Origin of the sequence: Lysobacter alkalisoli, assembly GCF_006547045.1 — a bacterium.
Taxonomy (GTDB): Bacteria; Pseudomonadota; Gammaproteobacteria; order Xanthomonadales; family Xanthomonadaceae; genus Marilutibacter; species Marilutibacter alkalisoli.
Window position 1 is genome coordinate 2,215,735 of record NZ_CP041242.1, and the last position, 24,223, is coordinate 2,239,957.

Sequence of the window (24,223 nt, forward strand, 5' to 3'; positions counted from 1 at the left end):
ATGCCCGGAATGCCTCCGGCGCATGCATGGCCCTTCTCCACGGCCTTTTTTTCGACGGCCTTGATCTCGATCATGGGCCCGCCGCACGCGCGGCGCTAGCCTGCCCGGCGACACCCTCGCGGAAAATGCCTTGGACACAGACGTCATCATCGTCGGTGCCGGCCCGGCCGGCCTCTGCCTGGCGCGCGCGCTGGCCGTGCTTGGATTGCGGATCGACATCCTGGAGCGTCAACCGGCCGCCTCCATCGCCAATCCCGCTTTCGACGGGCGCGAGATCGCTCTCACTCACGGCTCGATGCGGATCCTGCGCGGGTTGGGGGTCTGGCAGCACATTCCCGGACACGAAGTGGCACCGCTGCGGATGGCGCGGGTGATGGACGGCAGCAGCGGCGCCGGCTTCAAGGTCGACGCCGGACAATCCGGTCATGCGCAGCTCGGCAGCCTGGTCGCCAACGACCTGATCCGCAGCGCAGCCTGGAAGGAAGCGTGCGGCAGCGCTTCCATCCGCACCCACGCTGGCGTCACGGCGACCGGCGTCGCCACCGACGAGGCTGGTGCGCGCGTGCAGCTCGCCGACGGACACGTGTTGCAAGGACGGTTGCTGGTCGCCGCCGACAGTCGCTTCTCGGAGACCCGACGAGCGATGGGCATCGCGGTGGAGTCGCACGACTTCGGCCGCACCATGCTGGTCTGCCGCATGTCGCACGACGAACCGCACCACGGCACGGCCTGGGAATGGTTTGGCCGGGGCCAGACCCGCGCACTGCTGCCGCTGCGCGAAGAACGGCTGTCTTCGGTGGTGCTGACCGTCACCGGGTCGGAAGCGACGCGGCTGTGTGCGCTGCCACCCACGGAGTTCGCGCGGGCGGTGGAGACGCGCTTCGAGCACCGGCTGGGCAGCATGGTCCTGGCCAGCAGCCTCCACGCCTACCCGCTGGTGGCGACCTGGGCACGGCGCTTCGTCGCGCCCCGCTTTGCCCTGATCGGCGACGCTGCGGTCGGCATGCATCCGGTCACCGCACACGGCTTCAACCTGGGCCTGGCCAGCGTGGAGCGGCTGGCGCACGCAGTGGGCGATTCGCTGGCGCAACACGGCGATCCTGCCCACCCTGCGCTGCTGGCACGCTACCAACACCGTCATCGCGCCGGCAGCCTGCCGCTGTACCTCGGAACCCGCGCCGTGGTCGGACTGTTCACCGACGACCGCCGCCGCATGCAGCCGTTGCGCCGCGCGATCCTGCGTGCCGGCGCTGCCATGTCGCCTCTACGCCGTGCGCTGGCCGCCGGCCTGATCGACGAAGGACCGCTGGACCTGCCGCTCGCCCAGCGGATGTGGAGGGGCTTGCAGCGGCTGGCGTCCTGACGGAAACGGGGGTAGCTCGTTACTTTCGCAACCCCGTTCACAACGTACATGCCGTGTGCGATGCGCCGACATCAGTCCCGCCGCGGGATTTCAGCGAGCAGGAACCCGCTCAACTCGGCCACGACTGCCTGCTGGTGCCCTATCCACACATGCCCACCGTTCTCAAAGCCCACGAATCGGGCATTGGGTATATGGCTGGCGCTGTAGCGTGCGCCATCGAACGTTCCGAACTGGTCATCCCGGACGCTGATCGCCAGTGTCGGGGCTACGATCCGCTCCAGTTCGTAACGGGGAAGATGCGAAGTCACTTCAGCATCGTTGATCAGGCCCTCCCGACGCCTGCTCACCGGCAGGATCATGTCCAGCAATTGCGCAGCGCGCATCTGCTCGTTGGAGCTGGCGTGCGCCACGACCTCGGGAGGCGTCGCCAGGATCGAATCGATCATGCTCCGGCGCGCGACCTTCAAGCCCGCCCACATCCGGAAGTCCGACCTCAACGCGGTGTCGAACAGCAGGCGCGTGCCGGAAGGCGTCTTCAACGGCGGCGCGTTTCCCGGACGCGGCGCGTAGATGGCGGGAACCAGCAGGACGAGTGCCGTTGTCCGCGCGGGATGCCGCAGTGCGAACTGCACCGCCGAGGGGGCTCCCGCCGATACCCCGATCAACGCCGCGCTGTCGATTTTCAGTGCATCGAGCAAGCAGGCATGCGCCTCCGCCTGGGCGACCGCGGAAGCATCTTCCGGCATGGGGGTGCGCAGGTAACCGAACCGGGACATCGCGATCACGCGGTATCCCTGATCCACAAGGTCGTCCGAGAACAGCATGCCCTGGTCGAACCCGCCGCCCGCGCCGTGCACCACCATGACCGCGGGACCTCGCCCGCCAGCCGCGTATTCGATCGGCCCGCATGCCGTGTCCGCGATCCGGCTGCCGGTCGCGACCCGCGCCTGGGCCTGCCGGAGATCCTTCCGGTAATCGATGTAGACCAGCAGCGACAGGACGGCCAATGCCAGCGCGGCAAGCCGCGTGACCGATCGGGCGTTGAGACCTCTGGAGGTGGGCGGACTCATCACCGGCCAGCGCGCCCCAGACCCGTCGCGGTTTCGAGCCAGCGCTTGCGCGCTCCGGCCCGGGGAGATTCAACGGCACCGACCAAGCACTCGCGGATCGGACCGAACCCGCAGAACGCCAGGATGTTGCGTCTCAGCGCCTTGACCCCATGCGCGCCATAGAACCATCGGTAGATCATCGCCGGCATGCCCATCGTGACGAAGACACGAACACTGCGTCCCTTCAGCAGCCTGCGCGGGAAACCGGTAGCGACATCGTGAGCGAAGCCCGGACGCAGCAGCTGCTCCAGGAACGCCTTCAGCAACGCCGGCATCATGCCGAGCCAGAGTGGAAACACGATGACTACGTGATCGCACCAGCGCACGTCCTGCTGTGCCGACTCGATAGAAGGCGGAATCGCGCCAGTGAACGCCGCCTTGCTGTGCAACCACGGAAACTCGAACGTGGCCAGGTCGATCCGGCGGACCTCATGACCCGCGGCAAGCGCACCACTGGCATATGCTTCCGCGAGCGCGCGGCAGTACGTACTGCCTTCATCGGGGTGTCCAAGGAGCAGGAGGATGCGTCTGGCCATGGTGGGGACTCGTCGACTGAACGGAGCCAGCGTAAGGCGCCACCGGACGTGTGAATTGATCCATGTCAATGACACGACAATGAAAAATGGAATCTAGCCAATGGAAGAATGGCGATCCTTCTTCCAGCATTGCCAGTCGGCCATTCGCCCGATCAGCCAGATGAACGCCTCAGCCTGGCCATTCAATACGCATGAGCCCTTGATGATGCTGTCGAGCAGCCCCTGCACATCAGACAGGCACAAGGCGGAGATTGCCCGGCCATCGGTGAGCAGAAGTGAGCAGGACGGTGAATGTGCTGTCTCCTGGGCCACCAGCGTGACGTCGCGTTCGACAATCAGGATCGCGATCCGTTTTTCATTGTCCGGCAGTCCGAACGATACGACGAGATTCGGTGTCAGGCCGGGCGCTCCGGCCAGTGCACCCTTGAGATAGGCACAAAAAGCCTTGGCCCATTCCTCCACGCCGGACCATCCTGGATGTGCATCGCTCGAACTCTGTCCGGCCTGCCGACTCGGTGCGCCACTCTTGATAGTCTGTTGCTGCGCCTCGGCTTCGCGTTCCGCGTCGATCAGTGCCTCGAGGGTTCTGTCCACGTCATCCCGTGTGTGCGAAGCCGAGCAGATGAACCTGAGGCGACCGTGCCCGCGCTCCACGATCGGATACGTGACAGCCGAGGTGTGGATGCCACGCTTGCTCAGGCCCCGGGCAGTCGCGTAGAGCTTTTCACTGTCAGGAAAATGTGGAGTGACGATCGGGCCATCGCCTGTCCCGAGGTCGTAGCCCGCTTCGGAAAAGCGCTTCCTCATGTAATTGGTGATATCCCAGAGCCGCTCTCGCAGTGAATCGTCCGCGCTTAGCCGGCGCAGGGCGGCGAGCGCCGCCGCGATGTCAGCCGGGGTGGATGTCGCCTGGAAAATGTAAGCCGTAGCAGACCACTTCAGGAGGGCGATGTGCGCCTCGCTGGCGGCAATGACACCGCCGAGGCTCCCAAGCGCCTTGCTGAGGGTCGTCATGACGAAATCGACCTGGTCGGTGACTTCCTGATCAGCGCAAAGACCGGCGCCCCGAGGGCCATAGAAACCAAAGGAATGCGATTCGTCCACAAGGACCAGTGCACCGTGCTTTTTTGCCGTGTGCACGATGTCCCGCACCGGTGCCGTGCCCTCCCCCATGCTGTACACGCCTTCCAGAACCACGAGGGTCGTGCGGTAAGGCGATGCTTCGGCCTCGAGGACCGACTCCAGGTCAGACGGGTTGTTGTGTTGAAACGTCCTTATCGTCGCACCCGACAGGCGGGCGCCGTCGACGATGGAAGCGTGACAAAGCTGGTCCATCACGATCAGATCCCTGTCGCCGAGAATTCCTGCGATCACCCCGAGGTTCGCGGTGAACCCCGTGGGGAACAGGCATGCGGCGGGCTTCCCCGTCAGCTCGGCAAAGGCTTTTTCGAACTCCAGGTGGAGATCGGTCACGCCGGATGCGGTTGCGGATGTCCCCATTCCGGTCCCGAAGCGCTCCAGCGCGGATCTGGCTTCGTCGATGACGCTCTGGTCGCGGTTGAGGCCGAGGTAGAGGTTGGTGGTCCATACGATGGACTCGTGTTCCTCGCCGGTATGCATATCGGCAACGGTGCCTCTATGCGCGCTGCCCGTGCGGACGAACTTGCTGTGCGGGTCTGCTCCTGGACGGCTGAGCAGGCGCTTGAGCTCCTGGACGAGCGTAGCCTTGTCGGTAGCGGACCAGGAGGGAGCCTTCGCTGCCAGGAACGGAGGGTAGCCGGACTGAAGCTGGGTCTGGAGACGAGCGAGCGTGTCCGAGGTTCCACCTCGCGCCTTCTCTGTCGTCGTACGCCCTGCGGCGCCGCTCTCCATCAGGTCGAGCAGGTGATCGGCAACGGCAGCGGGCGTCGGGTGCTCGTTGACAATCGATGCGGGCAGCTTTTGGCCCAGGATCGTGGCAAGCCGATGGCTCAGTTCCACCGCGTCCAGCGAGTCGAGGCCGAGGGCTTCCAATGCATGATGCGGCAGTATCTGCTCTTGATCGTGAAAACGAAGGATCTGGGCAACTTCAGCTCTGACGATCGAAAGCAGGGCCGCATGCCGGTCGTGCTTCGAAAGGCCCGCCAGGCGGTGCGCCAGCCCACCGGCGGTACTGGAGGCGGCGGCGCTGGAGGCGACGGTTACGGAGTGGAAGTCGTGGTGCCCATCGTCTTCATGACGTCGTCCGATTTCCGGTGGCGGAAGCTGCTTGCGGTCGAGCTTGCCATTGGGCAGTCGTGGCAGTTCCTCCACATGCATCACGACCTGGGGCACCATGTGCCTGGGCAGCCGGTCCGCCACGTGCGCTCGCGCCGCCTCGCCTGTTACCGCCCTGTCCCGGCTCACCACATACCCCACGAGCATCTTCTTGCCGCCGGCTCCGTCGACGGCCGCCGCCGCTGCAGCGTCCACTCCCTCCATCGACTCCAACGTGGACTCGATCTCTTCCAGCTCTATCCGGAAGCCCCGGATCTTGATCTGCTGGTCGACCCGGCCCAGAAACTCGATCTCGCCGTTCTCGCTCCATTGGCATAGATCGCCGGTTCTGTACAGTCGCTGCTCTGGAATCGGCCCGTCCGGATCCACCTCGACAAACCGCTGCCTCGTACGCTCCTCGTCATGCAGGTATCCACGTGCAAGCTGGTCGCCGGCCAGATACAGCTCTCCGGAGACCCCGACCGGAACCGGCTGCATGGAATCATTCAGGATGTACGACCGGGAGTTCGACACCGGCTTGCCGATCGTGATCGTCTCCGCTCCCACGGCGATCTCGGCAGCTGTCGAATAGACCGTATCCTCGGTCGGGCCATATACGTTGAACACGCGCGGCCGTGGCTCCAGCGCATGCAGCTGCGCTACCAGCGACCGTTTAAGCACTTCGCCTCCAAGAACGATGCACCGGATCCCCTCCGGCCGCCATCCGGCCGCGAGCAGTCCCTGCATCGCCGACGGCACCATGATGGCCGTCCTCACCCGGTTTGCCGACGGCAACTCCAGCAACGCCAGCGCGTTTTCCGCCAGCACCACCGTCCCGCCAAGCGACAACGTCCCCAGAATCTCCATGACCGAGGGGTCGAAACAGACGGAGGCAGCCGCCAGCACCCCCGCCAGTTCCTCGTCGTCCAGCAACTCGCGCATCGACCTGATCATCGCTACGACGCTTCGATGCTCGACGGCGACACCCTTCGGCTGCCCTGTCGAGCCCGAGGTGTAAATGACATAGGCCAGGCCACTCGCCGACGGTCCGGCCATCCCTTCCGGGGTCGACTCCCCCACTTCATCGAGCCGCACGAGCCAGGGTACTTCGCCACAGAGTTCTGCTCCCTTTTCGCTGTCCACGATGGCGGCAACTGCCCGAGCATCCTCCAGCATGTAGCGCACCCGCTCGCGTGGGTACTCCGGGTCCAACGGCACGTACGCACACCCTGCCCGCAGCACCCCTACGACAGCCGCCACGAGTTCCCACGTGCGGCTCATGCAGACCCCGACCAACGTCCCCGGCTCCACACCCCGCTCCACAAGCTCGTCCGCAATCGCGCTCGCCCGTGCCGTCAGGCGCCGGTAATCGATCTCGGCGTCTCCATCGACGATTGCCACCTGCTCCGGATGCGCCCGCGCGCGCTTCTCGATAAGCCCCCAGACCGTTTCCGTCCGATCGTAAGCCAGTGCTGTCCGGTTCCATTCGAAGAGAATGCGGTGTGCCTCATCCCCGTCCGGAAGGGAGACTCCCCCAGCAGACGCGATCGCGTCCGGCATGACATTCTCCAACACACTGGGTCGCTCAAGCCGCTGCATGGCCTACTCCGGGAAGAGATCAGCCTCGCAGCCTATCGGCCTGCGAGATCGAAAAACGCAGAAACCCGCACAAAACGCGGGGTCCAAAACGCAGGATCGGAGTGCCCTTCCCCGCCTCCAGCCGGGACTCGCACCTATGGTGCGGACATCTCACCATCGGCCAGCGTATGTCCTTCCCATTCAGCGAGACCGACCACACGCTCGATCCATGCAGCAGGGCGGATTGCCCTCATCTCCACCATCCATATTCCAGAAGTTCACCATCCGTAGATGAAGGTGGGGGTTGAATGAACCTCATGGATGCCATGCCGCCCCGCGCACAACGCCTGATCGAGCAGATCCTCGATCTGGTCGCGGAGCGCATGCGACCGGACATCGAGCTGCTCATCAAGCGGCTGGACGCAGCCATGATCGAGCGCGCACGTGAAGAGCGCGATGACGACATGCTCGTGCAATGGATAGATTCGCGACAGGCCCTCGGACAACGCGGAGCCGACTTCCATCCATCGTTCATCGATGCCTTGCGGCGCGAGTGTCTTTCAGCCCGCGATCACGCGGCTCCCGCGCTGTCGACCGGCATGCTCCGCGACCAGTTGCGGCCACTGATGCTGCTCGACGAGCACATCGTCGACGAAGATGGCGCACTCGCCGGCATCGCCGCGCGCCACGAGTCGCGCGCAAGCTTCCCGCTGATGCTGCTGGGCCATCGTTTCGCCGTGCTGCTCGAGCGACCGCCGCTCACAGCCGCGTTGCTGCCGGTTGGCCCGCAGGCATTCTGCCGCGCGTTGCGACATGCCGCGCATGAGATTGAACTGCCGATCCACGCCCGCATGGTGCTGTACCGTGTTTACGACACGCAGAACGGTCCACGCTACGAGGCACTCATCGGCGCGGTGAACGAACTGCTTGACAGGGCCGGGATACTGAGCGGCCTGAGCTTCGTGCCACTGCGCGCGCGTAGTGCGCACCCCCACCCCGCCCGTGGACAGGGTCAGGCCCGGGCGGCATCAGCCGACAATGGCCTGCTGTCGGAGGTGGAGGCGATGCGCATAGTGAACGCCACGCTCGACGAACTCACGCCGCCGGGCTCGCTGCCGGAAAGCCGGCTGGCCCAGTATCACGAAGCCGTTGTCGCGATGGTGCACCTGGTGTCGCGCTTCGGCCCGGATTCCGAGGAATGGCTGCGCTGCAAGACGGTGGTCGCCGAGATCGTGGACGCGGTCCGCGCCAACCGTGCCGTCGAACCGGCCATTGGCGACTGGATCGCCGGGTCGCTCGCGCTGGCGGGTTACGCACCAGCCGAACGCGAGCGCCTCGCTGCCGCGCTGGTTCAGATGGGTGGCACCGCGATTGCCGGCGATCTGGAGTCCTCCGCCGCGCGGCGCTGGCAGGAACGCCTCAATTCGCTTCCGAAGGGCGCGCTTATCGCCTTCAGCCGGGACAGCGGTATCGTACGCGTCCGGCTGCGCGACCATCACAAGGACGCCCATCGCGTGTTGTTGGCCAACGAGGACAGCGGCCAGGAGACATGGATCGACGTCGACACCGTCTCACGCCTGATTGCCGACGGCCAGGCGTGGCTGCTTACCGGCACTGGAGGCACGCGATGACTGGCGAAACGACCGGTGATGCGGAAGGCCGTCGCGCGCCGCGCAAGGGGGTCGACATACTTGTCCCTGTGATCAATGTGGTGACCCAGCGTGCGCTCGGCCTCACCCGCGACATCTCGCGCGGCGGTATGAAAGTGCAGGTCGTCGGCCCGCTTGTCGACCAGGCCTTGTACCAGGTGCACGTGGAACTTCAGCTCGGCGACCGTCGTATCCCGGTGGAAGGCGGGGTTCAGGTGGTCCGCCAGAAACGCGAGCCCAGCGGTGCAATCCTCGTCGGAATGCGCTTCATCCACCTCGACGCGGCCAACAAACAGCGCCTCGGCGAATGGCTGGACGCCGCCGGCCAGAACCGGGCCTGAAATCCGGCCGGGCTACCCTGCCCCGAATCCGACGCCTGTGTCGACCCAGCCAGTCCATCACTCAGCGCGCGTTCGTGCCACGGGCACTGCTTTACAGCCCGTTGACCGCTGCGATGCTACGTTCATCCGCCCATGGACGATCGAACCATCACCGTTTTCGGCGGTACGGGTTTCCTGGGCAGCGAAGTCGTCAGGCGACTGGCGTCCTCGGGCATCAAGGTGCGCATCGCCGCCCGCCATCCCGACACGTTCGACCCGGGCGGCCTGACGCCCGAGCCTGAACGGGTGGAGGCGGACATCCGCGACGCATCAGCGGTAGCGGATGCGGTGGCCGGCGCCTGGGGCGTGGTGAACGCCGTGTCTCTATACGTCGAGCGCGGCGACCTCGACTTCAACACCATTCATGTCGAAGGCGCCCGGTCGGTAGCCCGGTGTGCCCGGGAGCAGGATGTGCCCCGGCTGGTGCATGTCTCCGGCATCGGCGTCGACGAAGCCTCGCCTTCCGCTTTCGTCCGTGCCCGCGCTCGCGGGGAGAGCGCCGTGCGCGAAACATTCGATCAGGCGGCAGTGCTTCGACCCAGCACGATGTTCGGACCCGACGACGCATTTCTTTCGAGTCTGGAGCGGGTGACCCGTCTGCCGGTGGTACCCCTGTTCGGGGCCGGCAAGACGCGCCTGCAACCCGCGTACGTCAAGGATGTGGCCGCTGCCGCCGCGGCCGTTTTCGAACGACCTGAAACGCAGGGCCGCGTCTTCGAACTGGGAGGTGCCACGGTCCATACCTATCGTGAGCTGGTACAGGCCGTGTCACACCATCTGGACAGGAACAGGCTGCTGCTACCGATGCCTTTCGCGATCTGGAAACTTGTCGCGGCCGCATCCGGAATTCTGGAGAACCCGCCGCTGACCGTGGACCAGGTCACCCTGATGCAGCGCGACAACGTTGCCAATCCGAGGGCCCAGGGCTTCAGGGATCTCGGCATCGAACCGAGCGACCTGCTATCCATGCTCGATACATGCCTGCCGGCGGAAAGAGAGCGAGGACACTGAGGAGACGGCGATTCGCCCATGAACGCAACGCGCGTACGCATATGCGCGTCATGCAGATGTTCGTTCGCATTAATGAACGACGATCATACGATCCACTATTCGTGACGCCGTCGTTCATGGTGCCGTCGAGCAGACCGCAAAACTTCACGGAACGTCGAATTGCCGCGAGCGATCTTCAGAAAACCCGGATCTCACCGACCAATGACATCTCAGCCATTCGCAATGCCCCGCAAGAGCGCCTCCGTTCCATTGTCTACGTACGCCTGGCGAGACGTTTCAAACAAACGGACAGAATCTTGCAACCGATTGACGCCCCCTTTTCCCCGCACAAGCGCATACTGCATGGACCGGCTGCGACCGCAGTCCGGCGCCACGTGCGCCCAGGAGAATCACATGAGCAAGGGCCTGAACCAGAAAAAGGATCAGAAAAAGAAGCCGGCCAAGTCGATGAAAGAGAAGAGGGCCGAGAAGCGCGACAAGAAGACGACCAAGGGCTTTGCGCCGGTCTGAACCCTGCCCCGCTCAATCGATGAAAGGCCCGGAGGAATCCGGGCCTCTTTGTTCGAGCGAACTTCACTCTGCCCCCTGCTTTCTTCGCCCCTGTTTTCTCGGGACCAATGGCACGTGTCCATGCGGCCGGGGTTGGCATCCTTGCGGCGAGATCTTTCGATGTCCCCCATGCGCAACCGCTGCGCCAGTGTCCGCATGAGTGCCTGCGCCTGATGGGTATGACCCGACTCCTCGGCCCTGATTCGCCGCCGGCGCCCAGGTACGAGCGCTGTTATGAGAAGGTCAGTCTGCAGACGAAGGCCGACTGATCCAAAGGCGAGGACGAAGCCAGGCTGGACTTGCCCCCCTTTCCCAACATGCCCCCTTTGATTGGAAAGTACGAAGGCCGGTCGCCCGGCCTTCGTGTCAGTGCACGGGTGCGTCAGAGCGGCAGGCCGTTGTAGCGTTGCGCAACGGGCTTCAGCGCCAGCAGGGCCTGGTCGGCCTGCACGGAAGCTCCGGCCCTGAACTCCAGCTCGGGCTCGTCCCGGACGGGCGTGAACTGCAGGATGCCATCCACGTCGTTGTGGGCGACGAAGTAGGTCCGCAGGGCCGCTACGTGCACGACGACCGGGTCGGTGGCGCCGGCCGCCTTGCTGGCACGGTCGATCGCCTGGGTGAGCTGGGCGCTGCCGAAACCGGTCGCCTTCCATCCATCGCCGGTGTTCTCCACGGTGATGCCGGAACGGGTGGCGCCGCCGGACACAACCGGGAACATCACCTGCTCCAGTGGCTTGAGCAAGGCAGCGGGATCGCTGCCGTCGTACTCGCGCAGTTCGTCGAGTTGCACCAGGTAGACGGGCATGGGTGGGCCAAGGGTGGCATCGGCGGCTTCCCTGGCCGACTCGAAACCCATGGCGCTGTAGTTGTCCTCGGTAACCAGCTTGGCAAGGGTGTCCAGCGATTTTCCGGCGGCTTCCGTCGCCTGCCGGACGTCCACCTTGGTGGCCTGCTGGTTCATGGTCTGTGCTCCCGCGGCGCCAATCATGCAGCCCAGGAGCAGGATAAGCAGTTTCATGTCGATGCTCCTACTGTTTGGTGACGTCGTAGTAGTCGTTCCAGTGCGTGTAGCCGGAACCACTGACATAGGCATCGTAGGTGATGACGCGCTGGTCACCGACGTTCGGTGCCCACGGGTCGTTGATGGTGACGTAGTTGACGCCGTCGATGGTGACGTAGCCGATCACCACCATCATGTGCCCGCCACCGCCGCTCCAGTGCCAACTGAAGGCGAATGGCTTCTTCCTGCAGTGGATCTGCTTGCGGACGTCTGCCCAGGCCAACGGAGCGTCGGACGTGGTCTTGAAGGTGAAGCCGTACTTGTCGAACTCCGGCCAGCCTCCGTTGACGCACGCATTGGGCACCGGGCTGTTGCAGCAGTCGCTGCGTCCGAACCGGTTGTTGGCCTGCGTGCACTGATTGACGCTGGTGCCCAGGTGCTGCATGACCATCTGGCCACTGGCTGCCCAGCACCACATGCCAGTTTCCTGCGCACGCAGCGTGACCGGCTGCGACCCGATGACCGGCGGCTTGCAACAACCGGCCAGCAGGATCGGCAGCACGAACGTGAAAAACAGGATTCTTTTCATAGCGCCTCCGCGATGGACGTACGCCGGCGCTACGCATGACAACGGCCGTCGTCCGTGATTAGCCCCTGTGTCGGGACCAACGCAGGTGTCGGGCACGGGCGGCCAACATCAGCACACGGAAAGCGTGAAGGCGGTTGCCCGGCCTCGGAATCCGAAGCTGTGGTTGTCACAGACGCTCTAATTGGTGTCGCTTTGTGGCACCCCGCTGCAGCGCTCAGGTGCCCGCAGGCGAGCCCCGCAGCTTGATTGGTGCGTCCGTCGAATAGAGCTGGCCGGGCACCATGGCGCCAATGTGGCCCTTGACCTCACCGCCGTCGGCAGTGCGGCTCTGCCACGGGATCGGCGCGTACGGTCCGGGTACGTAAGCGCGCCATCGGCCGTGCTCCGCTTTCGGAGTCTGGTTCCAGCTGATGAACTCGATCGGCACGCGCACGTCGATCGGTCCCGGCCTGGCGAGCCGTTCCGGTGCAATGCTGAAGGTCCACTGCTTCGCCGCGTCTACAGCGGCCTTGGCGAGGATCTTGCTGAATTTTCGCAACGTCTTTTCATCGGAGAGCACCGTCATGTCGACCCGTTCGACATGCGTTTCGGCGATGGCGCCGTCGGGATTGAGCCGCAGCACGACGTACACGATTCCGCTCATCCCCGAACGATTTGCGAACGGTGGATATTCGGGCGGCGTGAGTTTTCCCTTGGCTTCGACCTGGACCGGCGCCTTCGGGTCCCAGAACGCCGTGTCCTGGATCATGACCCGGAGTTGGTCATCGGCGCCGGGGATGGGTCGCGCCAGCAACTGCACGCTCATCCTGACCGCGGCCGGCGATTGCAACGGATCACCGTCGGCCTTCGCCACATCGAGTTCCCAGCCCGGAACGACTTCTGCGAGCAGTTGCTTGACTTCTGTCGGCAGCGCGTCGGCACGGTCGAGGCTGTACGACTGCACTGCGCCATCGGGCGCGACCACGACTTCGCCGGTAACCAGCATGCTGGCCTCGACCTGCTTGCGCATCGTGTCGTACCGGCCAGCCAGGGCTGCGAAGGCGCACAGCGCCAGCAGCGTGAACAGCAGAATCCTTCGGGCCATGGCCAGTCCCCCCTTAATTTTATCCGGGCGGCGAGATGGTGCTCCCCGCTTTAGTCCGTATCATGCCACCACATGACTGTCCGCCTTCCCGAATTTTCCGACCTTCCGCTCAATCCGGCGCTGCTGCAGGGCCTGGACGCGTTCGGCCACGTGCAGATGACGCCGATCCAGGCCCAGGGCCTGCCGGCCCTGCTCGAAGGCCGCGACCTGATCGCCCAGGCGCCTACCGGCAGCGGCAAGACCGCCGCGTTCGGCCTGGCCCTGCTGCACCACCTCGATCCGCTGCAGATCCGCCTGCAGGCGCTGGTGCTGTGCCCGACGCGCGAACTGGCGGACCAGGTCAGCAAGCACATCCGCAAGCTGGCCACCGGTATCGCCAATCTCAAGCTGCTCACCCTGACCGGCGGCATTGCGCTGGGGCCCCAACTCGCCTCGCTCACGCACACTCCGCATGTCGTGGTCGGCACCCCCGGCCGGGTGCTGGAATTGCTGGCCAAGAAGGCCCTCGATCTGCGCGACATCCGCATGCTGGTCCTCGACGAGTCCGACCGCATGCTCGACATGGGCTTCGAGGAACCGATCCGCAAGATCGTCGCCCGGACCCCGAAGCAGCGGCAGACGCTGCTGTTCTCCGCCACCTGGCCCGACAACATGGGCGCGGTCGCCGACAGCATCATGCGCAACCCGCTGACGGTCGCCGTCGAAACCGGCGAGCCGCACGCCAACATCGAGCAGCGCTTCTTCGAGGTCGACCCGGCGCGCAAGCCCGCCGCCCTCGCCGGCCTGCTGATGGAATACAACCCCGAATCGGCGGTGGTGTTCTGCAACATGCGCCGCGACACCGAGGAGGTGGTCTCTTCCCTCACCCATCTGGGCTTCACCGCCGCCGCCCTGCATGGCGACATGGAGCAGCGCGACCGCGAGGAAGTCCTGGTGCGCTTCGCCAACCGAAGCTGCCAGGTACTGGTGGCCAGCGACGTCGCCGCCCGCGGGCTGGATGTCGAGAGCATCGGCGCCGTCATCAACTACGAACTGCCGACCGATCCGGCCGTCTACGTGCATCGTATCGGCCGCACCGGCCGCGCCGGACGCAAGGGTTTCGCGCTCAGCCTGTGCACCCCGCGCGAGATCGCGCGCGCCCAGGCACTCGAGGTCCAGCAAGGTGCGCCGTTGAACTGGCAGAAACCGCCGATGGCCGCCCTGCGCCCCAACTCGGCCCCGCGCGCCGCCATGGCCACCTTGCGGATCGACGCCGGCCGCACCGACAAGCTGCGCCCGGGCGACATCGTCGGCGCCCTCACCGGCGACGCCGGGCTGCCCGCGGACGCCCTGGGCAAGATCGACATCTTCCCGACCCGCAGCTACGTCGCCATCGCCCAGTCCAAGGCCGGCCAGGCGCTGGCGCGACTGCAGGCAGGCAAGATCAAGGGACGCAAGTTCCGGGTACGCAAGCTGTAGGGAATTGCCGCCTCCTGTTTTGCGGTTGATCGGGTATCGTGTCGCGCCTGATTCACCCGCCGTTGTCCGATTGATCTGCGAGGAAACGCGCTTGCCACAGATGTCTCGTACCGAAGCCCGCCAGCGTTGGCGGCGTGCCGGAAGCATGCTGCTAGTCGCGTGCGCGCTGCTGTTGCTGTCGGCCCCGGTCTTCGCCCAGGCACGACCGATCACGACGTACCACGGCACGGTCGGCGACACGCAGGTGGAACTGCTGCTGATCCACGACTGGCAGCTCGACGGCATGAGCGGCTATCTGTTCACCGAAGCGCAGCGCAAGCCGGTGCCCTTGGAAAAGACACCATACGCCGAGGACGAAAGCCTGCTGATCAACGTACTGGGCGACCCCTTGTTGCCCACGGCCGTGATCGCACTGCACCCGTTTGCACCCGGCGCGAAGACCCTGCGTGGGCGCTCGATCGATCTGCGCAGCCGCGAGCAGCAGGAGGTCCGGCTGGAGCGGGTGACGCGGTTCTCCAGCGACGAGCGCGATGCCTACGCCGGCGACCTGCTGCAGGGACAGGCCGACGAACGTTTCCATTTCCGGGTGCGTGCACGCAAGGAACGAGGCGAACATGGCGGCCGGGTCGACGCCATCACCGTCTTCGATCGCGACAGCGGCGAGCCGGTGCAGGTGCTGGATGGACTGAACCTGTTCTTCTTCGGCACCGACACCCTGCAGCTGGACGACTTCAACGATGACGGCACGCTCGACTTCTCGGTGACGCCGATGCGGCCCGACGACCCTTCGCGTACCGCCGACCACCGGCACTATTACGTCTACCGGCAGGACACCGGCAGCTACGACCGCGAGCCGCAACTGGAAGCGCTTGCCGCGCAGGGCGTGCTGAAATTCGGTTCCGGCGGCAGCGTGAGCCTGCGACCGCAGAACGGCGTCGACTACCGCGCCGGCACCATTCAGTGGCGGCACTACCGATTCGTCACGCCTACCCGGCTTGAGCTGTTCAGCGAGAGCGAGGAGCGTTTCTGATGATGGGACTTCCCCGCAGATGGAACGCATGGCTTGCCGGCCTCGTGCTGCTGTGCGCATCGGCTCCCTCGCTGGCCGGGCATGCGATCTATACCGGCCGCATCGGCAACAGCGAAATCACTTTCGTGATCGAAAGCCGCAATGCGGTGCAGCGGGCGATCTATTCCTACGATCGCTATCGCACGCCGATCCGACTGAAGCCGGCCTTTTTGCACCAGACGTACGACTTCGGCATGGACGAGCTGGACGCGGCCGGGCTGCCGGTCGCGCGGCTGCGCTTCAATGTCGCGAATTTCAATCGCTGGACGCCGCAGCTCACGGGCACCTGGACCGACTACCGCAGCGGCAAGTCACTGCCCCTCGAACTGAAGCTGCTGGCCTACCTGGACTACGACGAGAGCTGGCCGGCGGAGGGCCATCCACTGCTGCAGGCGGCATCGAGCGAACGGTTCTACTTCCAGATCCCGACGGGCCAGGGCTATACGGCGGTGAACACCCTCGAGGTGATGGACAAATCCAGCGGGGAGCGCTGGCAGACACTCGCATTGCCGCAGCCCGGCTGCAATCGCGGAATGGAAACGGTGCAGGTGGTACTGGAACGTGGCCTCACCCAGGTTCGGATGGAGCAGACCGCCCACTGCCCCGGCGCGGTGTTCCAGTGGAACCCGATGGAAGAACGCTTCGAGGACATGCTGCGATAGGAGGACCGGGGCCGGAACAACCGCACCCGATCCGCGAAACCGCTGCGGAAACGCCTGCACCATGGCGGAAGACGCAATCGTTACTCACCAGGGCGTAAAAAACCTATCCTGATTCCATGCGAACCTTCGTCCTCAGAGCACGCGCCGCCCCCACCGACAGCCAGGCCCTGCTGGCGTCCGTCGGCAAGGAGGCGCATACCGAAATCCTGGCACACACGCTGATGAACGCGGTGTTCGTGGCCCAGTCGCATCGCCCGGACGTCACGGTCCACCTGGTGCTGGAAAGCACCCGCGACTTCAGCCGCACGATCAGCTTCGACGCCAACGCCATGCAGGACATTGGCGGCTTCCACGAACAGGCGCTGCTGGGCAAGATCGCGAAGGCGCTGGATGCATCCAGAGGCATGGGCAAGGACGAGGCGCGACCGGTGGAATCGGGCGTCACCGTGCGCACCACGAGTTTCGAGCGGCTGGTGCAGGCGCTGGCCGAAGATCACCAGCTGTTCGTCATGGATCGAAAAGGCACATCGATCCGTGAGCAGGTGTTCGACGGCAACCCGTGCTTCCTGCTGACCGACCACATCCCGATGCCGAAGAAGACCTTCAACAGCCTGGAGCGCCTGGGCGCGAAGAAGATCGCGCTTGGATCCAGAATGCTGTTCGCATCGCAATGCGTGGTGCTGATTCACCACGAACTGGACCAGCGATAGCGCACTCGTCCAGACCGGCGCCCAGACTGGAGACGGAGAGAATCAAGACATTTCCGATTTCAAGCCCTGTCTGGGCGACTCGAGGAATGGGGCCAGCTTGTCCTGCCGACAATGACCTCAGTCTTCCTGCGCGGCGGCTTCGCGGCCCTGCTGGCGGATCAGCGCTTCCTCGCGCGCATCGTTGATGGCATGCCGCACGCTATCGATATCGGGCGCCGATTCATCATGGACGAACTCGCCGGTCAGTTCGCTGTCGGGCCGCAGGGCGCCGGACTCGAACAGCGCCCATATTTCCTCGCCGAACCAGGTCTCCAGCAGTTCCGGTGCCCAGGCGCCCAGGCTGGCGGTGAGGTTGTTGACGTCGCGCAGGAGCATCGTGCGCGCGGCATTGTTGCCGGCGGCGCTGACCACCTGCGGGAAATCGATGATCACCGGGCCATCGGGCGCGACCAGCACGTTGTATTCCGACAGATCGCCGTGGATCAGGCCAACGCACAGCATCTTCACGACCTGCCGCATGAGGAAGCGATGGAAGCCGCAAGCCTGGTCGTGCGACAGCTCCACTTCGCACAACCGTGGCGCGGAATGCCCATCGGCGTCCACCACCAGCTCCATCACCAGTACGCCGTTGAAGTAGCCATACGGTTCCGGCACGCGCACGCCGGCATCGCGCAGCAGGTACAGCGCATCCACCTCGGTGTTCTTCCAGGCGGCTTCCTGCTGCTTGCGCCCGTATCGGGTGGCCTTGCCGATAGCGCGCATCTCGCGGCTGCCGCGCACCTTCCGCCCTTCCTGGTACTGCACGCGCTGCTGGAAGCTGCGCTGCGCCATGTCCTTGTAGACCTTCGCACAGCGCACCTCGTGGCCGCTGCGTACCACGTAGACCGACGCTTCCTTGCCGCTCTTGAGCGGTCGCATCACCGCGTCGATGACGCCATCGTCGATCAGCGCCTGCAGCTCGGTGGGAGTCTTCATAAAAACCCGCCGAGCAGGGCCATCGGCAGCGCCATCAGGCCAAGCAGCAAGACGATCGCGATCACCGTCAGCACGACGCGCAAGGGCTCGGCACGCAGCACGCTCCAGAACGTCTCCGAGGTGCCGTCGCGGACCGCGGCCTCGTGCTCGGCGCGCACGCGCACACGGCGTTGCGCCTGGTAGTCGGCCATCAGGCGCTTGGCCTGGGCGACATCCTCGTCCTCCCTGACATAGATCCCGCCCGCCGAAATGCCCCACATGCTGGGCGGGGTTTCATAAAAATCGATGCGCGCCGCATCGAGCATCGCGCGCACATCGTCGGCCTCGTCATCGGGTACGTTGCGCAGGTTGAGCAGGAGTTTGGCCATACCGGAATGATACCGGACGCCCAGCGCCGCCCCGCCGCACAGATCGTCATGTTCAGGATGAGGACGCTGCCATCGACGATCATGCGCGCGGCCCTTGATCGTTCAATAAACGCCCCTGTTGCAGAACTTTATTCAGCTGCTGCCCCGGGCAGCAGGACACGTCAGCCTACTCAGCTTTGTTTTTGCCGCCATGGCAGGTCACCTGCGCTTCCAGCGCGCCCGATCTCAGGCATTCGCCCAGCAGGCTGCCCTGCCTGGACGGTCGCGAGCGGAACTCGCCCATCTCCGCTACCCCATGCCGGCACTGCAAGGTGGCCCGATCGCGGATGTCGCGTTCCAGTTCGTCACCGAGCACGGCGCAGCGATCGCTGCTGATCAGATAGACATTTTTCTGAACGCGCCGGATACCAACCTCGGGATTGCCCATGCAACCGCTGGCCAGCACGGCCAGGATGATGGTTACGGCCAGCGCTACGCTGGGCGAAGTGGTGTCAGGGATGATTTTCATCGGTGAGGTCCCCTTTGGTCGCTTTGGTCCGACCTCGCCTGCGTCGATCCAGCCAGGCCATCGCGCCGCTGGCAGTCAAGCCGTGGATCAGGATGGACAGCACCACCACCAGGCAGACCACCGCCCACAGTTCACCGGCATCGCGGAACTCGGCGTGATTCACGGCAAAGGCCAGGTAATACAGTGAGCCGATGCCGCGCACGCCGAATACGGCGATGGCCCATCGATCCCGCGTCGTCAGCGACGCGCCGATCAGTCCCAGCCAGCCGGCAAGGGGGCGTACCAGCAACACGAAGACCAGCGCGAACACGATGCCGCGCCAGTCCAGGTCAGACAGGATTCCACTGGCGAGCGCGCCGCCCAGCAACAGCAGCATCACCGCCATCAGCAGTTTCTCGCACTGCTGCGCGAACGTGTCGAGGATGCCGTGGTAGTCGTGGTCCCGTTCTTTCTGCCGCACCATCAACGCGGCCACGAACACGGCCAGGAATCCGTAGGTATGGCACAGCTCGGCCACGCCATAGACGGTCAGCGTGATCGCCAGGGCGGCCAGTCCTTCGCCGCTCTTGGAAAGCGTGGGTTCGCTTTCGCTGCGGAAGATCAGGTGCATAAGGGCGTAGCCCACGAGCACGCCGATCGCCACACCGCCCAGCACCCGCCACAGGACATCCAGGGCCAGCCAGCGGCCCCAGTCCATCGGCTCGCCGGCGGAGGCCAACGCCATGACCACCGCCAGCCAGACGAAGGGAAAGGCCAGGCCGTCGTTCAGTCCGGCTTCCGAGGTCAGCGCGAAGCGAACCGGGTCCTCGCCGCCCTTGCCGGGCGCATGCACCTGGACGTCCCCAGCCAGCACCGGATCGGTGGGCGCCAGCACCGCACCCAGCAGCATGGCCGTGGCCACGCTGTAGCCGAGCCAGGCCTGCCCCAGCCACAGCCCGGCCAGGATGGTCAGCGGCATGGTGATGCCCAGCAACCGCCAGGTAAGCGCCCACCGCCGCCAGCCAAAGCGCGTGTCGATGCGCAGGCCCACGCCCACCAGGGCCACGATGACCGCCAGTTCGGTCAGGTGCTCGGTAATGAGCGGATAGCGCACCGGATCGGCCGGCGGCAGCGGCAAGGGCAGCGCGTAAAGCAACGCACCTGCCGCCACGTAAATGATGGGGAAGGTCAGCGGATTGCGCTTGACGAGATGAGGCACCCACGCGGCGCCCAGCAGTGCCAAACCCACTATCAATATTGCGAGCGCGTAGGCGTCCATCGTCCTTGCAGCGTATCCGGCTTCAGGATCGGGCCGACAAAGCCCGGGGTCGGGATGGCTGATCATACCCGCCCCGGATGTGATGACCCGCCGCGCAGATCGTCATGTTCGGGATGCGGACGCTGCCATCGACGATCACGTACGGTCGAAGTCTTTCGGCGAGCCTCTGTCGATACTCCGCCCGCTGCCCGGGCGGGCTGTCGAGGAACAGGGCGGCAAGTTCCGGAGACACGTCCAGGACGTACTGCGTGCACTCATCGGTGGACGCCCACTCCAGGGTCAGCCTGATCCGTTCGGTGCGTACGTCCGCAAACCCGGCATGGATCATCATCTTCTCCAACGCGTCCTGCGCTGATCCAGGCGGCGCAGGCGCCTGGGGGCCTGGCGCAGGCAGATCGAACATCTCCCGGGCGACAGCCGTCGCAAGGTCCGCCAACGGGCGGCTGTTGGCCCCTGCCCACACAGCCGTGGCGAACGCACCATCCGGGGGCCAGCATGCGGCGTATCGCCGCCAGGGCATCCGGCGGATTCGGCAGCGACGTCACGCCCCACCGACAGAAAACCGCATCGAAGCTGCCGTCGGGGAAATCCAGCTGCCCTGCATCGGCCTGCCTGAACTCCACGTTCGACACCCCCGACATGGCCGCCCTCTCCCGGGCGATATCGAGCATCCGCGATGAAATGTCCGTCGCGACCACCCGTCCCGCAGATCCGACACGGCTTGCCGCCAGCAAGGCGGGCTCGCCAATCCCCGTCGCGATGTCGAGCACTCGCTGCCCGGGTTCAACTTCCGCCAGTTCCAACATGCGTTCGCTGACGCATCGCGCCGCGTTCTCGATCGTGCGCCACCACATTCTTCCAACCGGCGGCAACCCGATCCCACTGTTGGCCTTCCTCATCAGGCATCGGGACTTTGGACGGGGTATTCATGGGTTCGATTCCTCGAAAGCCGGTCAGGGTGGACCACCCCGGGCGAGGAGGCGGAAGGATCGTCTCCGTCCCTTTTAGTCGGTGTTGGATCTCGGCTCCGGCGCCGGCGAAGGTCAGCGGGAGCCGCCGCTTTGCCCGATCCGGTAGTAGTCGAAGTCCACACGGCCGCCGGCGGTCTCGGTCGAAAAATAGAAGAGGGCGAAGCGGTAACCCATGAAGTGCGGGAAGGTGTAGGCCAGGCGCGAGGGACGACCGATGGGGGTCCAGGATTTGCCATCGAGGCTGTAGGAGAAGCGGGCGAGTTCAGGCGCGGGCTCAAATTCGCATTCGACCTTGAGGTGAATGGTTTCTCCAGAGAGGGGAATGGAGGCGACTTCCTCGGGATGTTCGGAGTCGGCGCTCACCATGACGAGAGATCTGACGCCGCCGCTCATCTTTACGCCAACAAAACCATACTGTCTCTGAAAAGCGGCGAGGCCAGCCCAGTCGCCGTCTTTCATGCCGCTCACGTCGATGCGGGTAGTGGCGAAACTGTCAGGACCAAAGGTGCGCTGGGTGAGGGTATTCGGGGCCTCGGGCAGTGCGGAAACGATCCGGCTGGTGACCAGGCTCAGGTAGCCCGGGCGCTTGGCGAGCGACCAGTCACCAGGCTCGGGATTGTGATTCCATTGCCAGGCGAGGGGCAGGTCGGGGTCGCCGGGCCGACGGTCGAATTCGTCGGAGGCGACGATGCCGGAGACGCCGGACACGCCCTGTCCACCAGCGGGGATGTCGAGCGTCATGGGCACCTCGCCGTTTTCGCCGAGCACGGGCCAGCCGTCCTTCCAGGTCACGGGCACCAGATAGGGGATGCGACCGACGGCGGCGTTGTCCTTGAAAAGATAGGCATACCATTTGCCTTCCGGGGTGTCGATGAGGCCGCCCTGGGCGATACCGCGATCATCGAGCGCGATGCGACCCTCGTAGGGACCGTCGATTGCGTCGGCGCGGTGGACGATGACGGTGCGCGCCCAGCGGCTCCCGGGCGAGGCGATGTTGAAGAGGTAGTAGCGGCCGTCGATCTTGATAAGCTGCGAGCCCTCGCCATTGAGACCGCCCAGGTCGTCGCCGAAGAGGGTGTTGACGTTTTCGATGAGGACCTTGTTCACGCCGCCGGGCTTGATTCCGGAGAGATCGGGTTTCAGCTCGGTGAGCATGATGCGACCGCCCCCGTAAACCACGTAAACACGACCGTCGTCGTCGAAAAACAGGCTGTGGTCACCCAGCACGGGCTCGAAACTCGTCTCTTTCCACGGGCCGCGATCCGGATCGCGCGTGGTGTAGACGTGGGTGCGCCCGCTGGTGGCGGAGAAAGTCGAGGCATGGAACACGCCGTCGTGGTAACGCAGGCTGCTGGCCCAGGAGCCGGCACCGTAGGCGTTCTTGCCGTTTTCGAGGCGGAGGGCTTCGTTGTCGGCGAGGGTTTCATAAGCGTAAGAGGCCATGCTCCAGTTGACCAGATCCGTCGACTTCATGATCGGCAGGCCCGGGCTCATGTGCATCGTCGTGCTGCTCATGTAGTAGGTGTTTCCTACGCGGATGATTGCGATGTCCGGGACGTCTGCCCAGATAAGGGGATTGTGGGCTAGATCCGCCAGTGCCGCCTGTGCCGCCGGAAGCGGCTGAGACGCGACGGAAGCACTGTCCGCGGCCAGGTCGCGCTGGGAAAATTGCCAGTAATCGAACTTGAACAGTTCTTCGCCGGCCGCGCCGCGGAACACGAAGAAAAGATCGTTGATGCCGGAGGCTCCGGAGATCCGGGCAGACTGCGGCTTCCATTCGCCGCCGGTTCCCGAGACCGGCAGCGTGCCGATCAACTGGCCGTCGAGCTTGCCCAAACGAATCTCGATCTTCGCCCCGGTGGCCTGCTTCGCCTTGGCCTTGCTGGAGAGGCTGGCCATGAAGGCGCGCGCGCCGGTCGCGCCGAAATCGACATTTCGCACCCGGATGTGGTCCCCGTCATGAATGTCTCGCACATTCTGGCCGCCGGCGCTGCTGGGCTCGATTTTGACACCGGAAGACCAGGCGATGGTCTCGGCTTCCACTCGCTTGTAGGGATCGAGGGTGGCGACCGGTGCCGGCCCTTCCTTGGTCGGCTGCACCATCGGGATCGAGCCATCCGGGTTGAACTTCAACTCATCGACGCGCACGGAACGCTTGAATCCGTCGCCTCCCGGAAGCGCGGCGTCGTGGTAGAAAAGGTAGGTCTTGCCCTTGTAATCCACCACGCCCGGGTGGTTGGTGAAGGCGCTTTGCGGGGCCATGATGACGCCGCCGTAGGTCCACGGACCTTCGGGCGTGGGCCCAGTGGAGTACGCGAGATGCTCAGGGAGGGGGCCTCCGGCAAAAAACAGGTAGTGGAGATCATTGCGCTTATAGAGCCAGGGACCCTCTTCGTAGGATGTGCCGCGCAAAGCAGGCTTTGGCAGCGTAGTGCCTTGTGTGTCCGGAGGGTTGCGCTCGCCCAGGGCCTTGACGGTCATCGGATGGCGAATGATGCCGTTCTCCCCGACGCTGGTGTCGTAGGAAATCATGTCCTTGTTGAGCTTCACCGACCACAGATTGGGGTTGCCCCAGGCGAGATAGGCCTGGCCCTTGTCGTCGATGTATACAGTCGGATCGATGCTGTCGTATAGGCCGCCGGCATGGCCGGCGATCAGCGGTTTTTTGAGGGGATCGGTGTAGGGCCCGAGGGGATTATCCGCCACCAGCACGCCAATGCCCCGGCCTTGCACCGGGGCGTAGAGATACCATTTGCCATCCCGCTCGATCGCCTGGGGAGCCCAGGCGCCGTTGTCAAAACCGTCCCAGCCGGAGATCTCCTTGGCGGCCCAGGGGAAATCCCGGAGGGAGGCGATCTCGCCGTGCTGGGTCCAGTTCACCATATCCGTCGTCGTGGCGAGCACCCAGCTCTTCATGTTGAAGTTGTTGGGCTCCCCGACGTCTTCGTCGCGGCTGGAAAACAGGTAGAGCGTGCCGTCATGGACCATGGGGGCCGGATCGGCGGTATACATCGTTTGAATAACCGGGTTGAGCGCGAATGACGCCGCGGGCAGCGCAGCCAACACGGGCAAGAGAAGGGCAGCGGAGCGGCTTGCTTTTTTCATGAGGAAAATAAGGGTCCAAAAGCGGATATGCGATTTGCGCTTGCGTTCAGCGCGTG

Annotated in this window: 21 protein-coding genes; 8 read left to right on the forward strand and 13 right to left on the reverse strand. The window is 64.8% G+C overall.

Annotation, left to right across the window (positions count from 1 at the left end; all coding sequences use genetic code 11):
• Positions 1 to 130 precede the first annotated feature (130 nt).
• Positions 131 to 1,363 (forward strand): 5-demethoxyubiquinol-8 5-hydroxylase UbiM, encoded by a 1,233-nt coding sequence (ubiM, locus tag FKV23_RS09630; protein WP_141623656.1) that lies wholly within the window; start codon positions 131 to 133, stop codon positions 1,361 to 1,363.
• Positions 1,364 to 1,434: 71 nt separating this feature from the next.
• Here ubiM and FKV23_RS09635 read toward each other — a convergent pair whose 3' ends face one another.
• The 3 genes from FKV23_RS09635 to FKV23_RS09645 form a co-directional block, all read right to left on the reverse strand.
• The gene (locus tag FKV23_RS09635) at positions 1,435 to 2,433 is read right to left on the reverse strand and encodes an alpha/beta fold hydrolase (protein WP_141623657.1); all 999 of its coding nucleotides are present in this window, start codon (positions 2,431 to 2,433) and stop codon (positions 1,435 to 1,437) included.
• Positions 2,433 to 3,008: an NAD(P)H-dependent oxidoreductase gene (locus FKV23_RS09640; RefSeq protein ID WP_141623658.1), complete on the reverse strand. Its 576-nt coding sequence runs from the start codon at positions 3,006 to 3,008 to the stop codon at positions 2,433 to 2,435. Before FKV23_RS09640 ends, FKV23_RS09635 begins: the two co-directional genes overlap by 1 nt.
• Positions 3,009 to 3,101: 93 nt before the next feature.
• On the reverse strand, positions 3,102 to 6,803 hold the full coding sequence (locus FKV23_RS09645) for an amino acid adenylation domain-containing protein (protein ID WP_208543140.1): 3,702 nt from the start codon (positions 6,801 to 6,803) through the stop codon (positions 3,102 to 3,104).
• Between the two features lie 326 nt (positions 6,804 to 7,129).
• Here FKV23_RS09645 and FKV23_RS09650 point away from each other — a divergent pair, with 326 nt between their 5' ends.
• The 3 genes from FKV23_RS09650 (at position 7,130) to FKV23_RS09660 (ending at position 9,861) form a co-directional block, all read left to right on the forward strand.
• The gene (locus tag FKV23_RS09650; RefSeq protein WP_141623660.1) at positions 7,130 to 8,452 is read left to right on the forward strand and encodes a DUF1631 family protein; all 1,323 of its coding nucleotides are present in this window, start codon (positions 7,130 to 7,132) and stop codon (positions 8,450 to 8,452) included.
• Complete coding sequence (locus FKV23_RS17225) at positions 8,449 to 8,811, forward strand: PilZ domain-containing protein (RefSeq protein ID WP_167285143.1); 363 nt, start codon at positions 8,449 to 8,451, stop codon at positions 8,809 to 8,811. The genes FKV23_RS09650 and FKV23_RS17225 overlap by 4 nt, the downstream gene beginning before the upstream one ends.
• Positions 8,812 to 8,943: 132 nt before the next feature.
• On the forward strand, positions 8,944 to 9,861 hold the full coding sequence (locus FKV23_RS09660; protein ID WP_141623661.1) for a complex I NDUFA9 subunit family protein: 918 nt from the start codon (positions 8,944 to 8,946) through the stop codon (positions 9,859 to 9,861).
• A 931-nt stretch (positions 9,862 to 10,792) separates the two neighbouring features.
• On the opposite strand, the gene FKV23_RS09665 is transcribed toward FKV23_RS09660, so the two are convergent.
• From FKV23_RS09665 to FKV23_RS09675, 3 genes are all read right to left on the reverse strand, one after another.
• Entirely contained in the window at positions 10,793 to 11,428 is a 636-nt protein-coding gene (locus FKV23_RS09665) for a hypothetical protein (RefSeq protein WP_141623662.1), read from the reverse strand.
• Positions 11,429 to 11,438: 10 nt separating this feature from the next.
• Entirely contained in the window at positions 11,439 to 11,999 is a 561-nt protein-coding gene (locus tag FKV23_RS09670; protein ID WP_141623663.1) for a papain-like cysteine protease family protein, read from the reverse strand.
• A 214-nt stretch (positions 12,000 to 12,213) separates the two neighbouring features.
• The gene (locus FKV23_RS09675) at positions 12,214 to 13,008 is read right to left on the reverse strand and encodes an energy transducer TonB (RefSeq protein ID WP_167285145.1); all 795 of its coding nucleotides are present in this window, start codon (positions 13,006 to 13,008) and stop codon (positions 12,214 to 12,216) included.
• Between the two features lie 147 nt (positions 13,009 to 13,155).
• Between FKV23_RS09675 and dbpA the strand changes: the two genes are divergently transcribed.
• From dbpA to trmY, 4 genes are all read left to right on the forward strand, one after another.
• Positions 13,156 to 14,541, forward strand: coding sequence for an ATP-dependent RNA helicase DbpA (gene dbpA, locus FKV23_RS09680; protein WP_141623665.1), 1,386 nt, complete (start codon positions 13,156 to 13,158; stop codon positions 14,539 to 14,541).
• Positions 14,542 to 14,641: 100 nt separating this feature from the next.
• Complete coding sequence (locus FKV23_RS09685) at positions 14,642 to 15,571, forward strand: hypothetical protein (RefSeq protein ID WP_167285147.1); 930 nt, start codon at positions 14,642 to 14,644, stop codon at positions 15,569 to 15,571.
• Positions 15,571 to 16,272: a hypothetical protein gene (locus FKV23_RS09690; RefSeq protein WP_141623667.1), complete on the forward strand. Its 702-nt coding sequence runs from the start codon at positions 15,571 to 15,573 to the stop codon at positions 16,270 to 16,272. The genes FKV23_RS09685 and FKV23_RS09690 overlap by 1 nt, the downstream gene beginning before the upstream one ends.
• A gap of 116 nt (positions 16,273 to 16,388) precedes the next feature.
• Entirely contained in the window at positions 16,389 to 16,982 is a 594-nt protein-coding gene (gene trmY / locus FKV23_RS09695) for a tRNA (pseudouridine(54)-N(1))-methyltransferase TrmY (protein WP_141623668.1), read from the forward strand.
• Between the two features lie 117 nt (positions 16,983 to 17,099).
• Here the strand turns inward: trmY and FKV23_RS09700 are convergent, their stop codons facing one another.
• From FKV23_RS09700 to FKV23_RS17350, 7 genes are all read right to left on the reverse strand, one after another.
• On the reverse strand, positions 17,100 to 17,957 hold the full coding sequence (locus FKV23_RS09700) for a PA4780 family RIO1-like protein kinase (RefSeq protein WP_141623669.1): 858 nt from the start codon (positions 17,955 to 17,957) through the stop codon (positions 17,100 to 17,102).
• Entirely contained in the window at positions 17,954 to 18,325 is a 372-nt protein-coding gene (locus FKV23_RS09705) for a DUF6164 family protein (protein ID WP_141623670.1), read from the reverse strand. The genes FKV23_RS09700 and FKV23_RS09705 overlap by 4 nt, the downstream gene beginning before the upstream one ends.
• A gap of 166 nt (positions 18,326 to 18,491) precedes the next feature.
• Positions 18,492 to 18,833 carry a hypothetical protein gene (locus FKV23_RS09710; RefSeq protein ID WP_141623671.1) on the reverse strand — a complete coding sequence of 114 codons (342 nt, stop codon included), beginning with the start codon at positions 18,831 to 18,833 and terminating at the stop codon, positions 18,492 to 18,494.
• On the reverse strand, positions 18,817 to 20,091 hold the full coding sequence (locus FKV23_RS09715) for a cation:proton antiporter (protein WP_141623672.1): 1,275 nt from the start codon (positions 20,089 to 20,091) through the stop codon (positions 18,817 to 18,819). Before FKV23_RS09715 ends, FKV23_RS09710 begins: the two co-directional genes overlap by 17 nt.
• Positions 20,092 to 20,113: 22 nt before the next feature.
• The gene (locus FKV23_RS17230; protein ID WP_167284830.1) at positions 20,114 to 20,431 is read right to left on the reverse strand and encodes a hypothetical protein; all 318 of its coding nucleotides are present in this window, start codon (positions 20,429 to 20,431) and stop codon (positions 20,114 to 20,116) included.
• Positions 20,346 to 20,990, reverse strand: coding sequence for a class I SAM-dependent methyltransferase (locus FKV23_RS17805; RefSeq protein ID WP_141623673.1), 645 nt, complete (start codon positions 20,988 to 20,990; stop codon positions 20,346 to 20,348). The genes FKV23_RS17230 and FKV23_RS17805 overlap by 86 nt, the downstream gene beginning before the upstream one ends.
• A 144-nt stretch (positions 20,991 to 21,134) precedes the next feature.
• Entirely contained in the window at positions 21,135 to 24,167 is a 3,033-nt protein-coding gene (locus tag FKV23_RS17350; RefSeq protein ID WP_208543141.1) for a family 43 glycosylhydrolase, read from the reverse strand.
• Positions 24,168 to 24,223: the final 56 nt, after the last annotated feature.

Coding starts and splice junctions, on each gene's coding strand:
- FKV23_RS09635 (WP_141623657.1), bottom strand. CDS start 2,433: ATGAGTCCGCCCACCTCCAGAGGTCTCAACGCCCGATCGGTCACGCGG.
- FKV23_RS09640 (WP_141623658.1), bottom strand. CDS start 3,008: ATGGCCAGACGCATCCTCCTGCTCCTTGGACACCCCGATGAAGGCAGT.
- FKV23_RS09645 (WP_208543140.1), bottom strand. CDS start 6,803: ATGCCGGACGCGATCGCGTCTGCTGGGGGAGTCTCCCTTCCGGACGGG.
- FKV23_RS09650 (WP_141623660.1), top strand. CDS start 7,130: ATGAACCTCATGGATGCCATGCCGCCCCGCGCACAACGCCTGATCGAG.
- FKV23_RS17225 (WP_167285143.1), top strand. CDS start 8,449: ATGACTGGCGAAACGACCGGTGATGCGGAAGGCCGTCGCGCGCCGCGC.
- FKV23_RS09660 (WP_141623661.1), top strand. CDS start 8,944: ATGGACGATCGAACCATCACCGTTTTCGGCGGTACGGGTTTCCTGGGC.
- FKV23_RS09665 (WP_141623662.1), bottom strand. CDS start 11,428: ATGAAACTGCTTATCCTGCTCCTGGGCTGCATGATTGGCGCCGCGGGA.
- FKV23_RS09670 (WP_141623663.1), bottom strand. CDS start 11,999: ATGAAAAGAATCCTGTTTTTCACGTTCGTGCTGCCGATCCTGCTGGCC.
- FKV23_RS09675 (WP_167285145.1), bottom strand. CDS start 13,008: ATGCGCAAGCAGGTCGAGGCCAGCATGCTGGTTACCGGCGAAGTCGTG.
- dbpA (WP_141623665.1), top strand. CDS start 13,156: ATGACTGTCCGCCTTCCCGAATTTTCCGACCTTCCGCTCAATCCGGCG.
- FKV23_RS09685 (WP_167285147.1), top strand. CDS start 14,642: ATGTCTCGTACCGAAGCCCGCCAGCGTTGGCGGCGTGCCGGAAGCATG.
- FKV23_RS09690 (WP_141623667.1), top strand. CDS start 15,571: ATGATGGGACTTCCCCGCAGATGGAACGCATGGCTTGCCGGCCTCGTG.
- trmY (WP_141623668.1), top strand. CDS start 16,389: ATGCGAACCTTCGTCCTCAGAGCACGCGCCGCCCCCACCGACAGCCAG.
- FKV23_RS09700 (WP_141623669.1), bottom strand. CDS start 17,957: ATGAAGACTCCCACCGAGCTGCAGGCGCTGATCGACGATGGCGTCATC.
- FKV23_RS09705 (WP_141623670.1), bottom strand. CDS start 18,325: ATGGCCAAACTCCTGCTCAACCTGCGCAACGTACCCGATGACGAGGCC.
- FKV23_RS09710 (WP_141623671.1), bottom strand. CDS start 18,833: ATGAAAATCATCCCTGACACCACTTCGCCCAGCGTAGCGCTGGCCGTA.
- FKV23_RS09715 (WP_141623672.1), bottom strand. CDS start 20,091: ATGGACGCCTACGCGCTCGCAATATTGATAGTGGGTTTGGCACTGCTG.
- FKV23_RS17805 (WP_141623673.1), bottom strand. CDS start 20,990: ATGAGGAAGGCCAACAGTGGGATCGGGTTGCCGCCGGTTGGAAGAATG.
- FKV23_RS17350 (WP_208543141.1), bottom strand. CDS start 24,167: ATGAAAAAAGCAAGCCGCTCCGCTGCCCTTCTCTTGCCCGTGTTGGCT.